The following is an 881-nucleotide window of genomic DNA, read 5'->3' as shown; positions in this document are numbered from 1 at the left end:
GCTCAACTTCCAGGTGCTGCAGATGCAGGAGCAGATCCGCAAGCAGCAGGAAGACAATGAGTTCCGCTTCCAGCAGCTGGAAGGCGGGTCGCAAGGCGCGCAGCAACCGGCCGAGCAGAAGAAGTCGGACGCCACCACCAACACCGACAGCAGCGTCGCCGAGGCTCCGGCGACGCACGCGCCGGGCGATGCGGGCTCACCGCCCGCCGGCGACCAGAGCGGGGAGGTCATCGTCGAATCGCCGACGGGCGAACCCGGCACGGTGATCCCCGGCACGCCGCCGAAGACGTTCGGCACCATCACCGTCGACAAGAACGGCAATGTGATCGACGCCGACGGCAACACGCAGGCACATGCACCGGTGCAGAACACTGCCCCTGCCACCAGCGACCAAGCCCCCGGCGACCAAGGTGCTGGCACGCAGGCCGGCAAGTCCGACGACACGGTGGTCGCGGCGCTGCCCGCCACCGACGACCCCGAGGAGCTTTACCGCAACTCCTACCAGTTCATCCTGTCGGGCGACTACAGCACTGCCGAACAGGGCTTTCGCGACCACATCGCCCGCTTCCCCAAGAACGCCAAGGCGGCGGACGCGCATTACTGGCTGGGTGAGTCGCTGCTCGGCCAGCAGAAATACCGCGACGCGGCCGAGACGTTCCTCGCCGCCAGCAAGGACTATCCGAAGGCCAAGAAGGCTCCCGACATGCTGCTGAAGCTCGGTGTCTCGCTGGTCGGATTGAATCAGCGCGACGTGGCCTGCGCCACTTTCGGCGAGATCGGTAAGCGCTATCCCAATGTTTCCGGCACGCTCAAGGAACGCGTCAAGCAGGAAAGGGCGCTCGCGGCGTGCTGACGCTCGAAACCGAGCCTGACCCTTCGGT

At 66.2% G+C, this 881-nt stretch carries 1 protein-coding gene; it reads left to right on the top strand.

Annotated features, from left to right (window positions below; translation table 11 throughout):
- Positions 1–853: tol-pal system protein YbgF (gene ybgF / locus EOA85_RS36260; protein ID WP_127212802.1), on the top strand; the 853-nt coding region annotated here is incomplete at its 5' end.
- Positions 854–881 lie beyond the last annotated feature (28 nt).

Origin of the sequence: Mesorhizobium sp. M5C.F.Ca.IN.020.29.1.1, from assembly GCF_003997375.1 — a bacterium.
GTDB classification, from domain to species: Bacteria; Pseudomonadota; Alphaproteobacteria; order Rhizobiales; family Rhizobiaceae; genus Mesorhizobium; species Mesorhizobium wenxiniae.
This window is presented reverse-complemented; position numbering and strand designations above follow the sequence as displayed.